The following is a 566-nucleotide window of genomic DNA, read 5'->3' as shown; positions in this document are numbered from 1 at the left end:
GATCGGCTCAAACTGAAAAAATGAAATGACTGAGTCAGCCGAGAAGAATTTCCCCGCTTATTCGCACCTTCCCTAGCTTCTTCCGCCAGTGGAAGGCTTCCCTTTGCTTGTCTGACAGTTCGGCCTGGATGATGGCCAGCGCTTCGATCCTCCTCCTGTCGTACATCACGCCATTAGGTGCGATCAGACAGTCATTCTTCATCCGCCATCCCTGCCATTCCTTGAAAATCGTGGGCAGCTCCCGCCCGGATGCCATACGCATAAGCCGTTTATAGACAGGTGGGATCTCTTTACCCTTATCCCAATATGTGACCTGCCTCACAGAAACGAAACATAGATTTGCCGTCTCCTCTTCCGATAAACCGCATTCAAACCAACGAAAAATGAAGTTTTTGGTCAACTCTCGTTCCATCCAAGTAAATACCTGATAAACCAGCAAAATTGCGTGGGCTGGCTTATCGGCAGGTTTCAGATGGGCATTTAACTAAACGGGGGAACCGCAGAATTCGGAAAAAATCGTACGCTAAGCTAACGGTGTTCTCGTGACAGCTCTTTGACTAGGCTTT

The 566-nt window shown here is 48.6% G+C and carries 1 protein-coding gene; it reads right to left on the bottom strand.

Going from position 1 to position 566, the window contains the following annotated elements; genetic code table 11:
* Positions 1–34 precede the first annotated feature (34 nt).
* On the bottom strand, positions 35–412 hold the full coding sequence (locus PG898_RS21185; protein WP_270824997.1) for a DUF3653 domain-containing protein: 378 nt from the start codon (positions 410–412) through the stop codon (positions 35–37).
* Positions 413–566 lie beyond the last annotated feature (154 nt).

It is taken from the genome of Aeromonas sp. QDB31 (assembly GCF_027707605.1).
Classification (GTDB): domain Bacteria; phylum Pseudomonadota; class Gammaproteobacteria; order Enterobacterales; family Aeromonadaceae; genus Aeromonas; species Aeromonas media.
This window is presented reverse-complemented; position numbering and strand designations above follow the sequence as displayed.

Excerpts from the sequence above, each read along its gene's own strand:
- PG898_RS21185 (WP_270824997.1), bottom strand. The coding sequence starts at position 412 with ATGGAACGAGAGTTGACCAAAAACTTCATTTTTCGTTGGTTTGAATGC.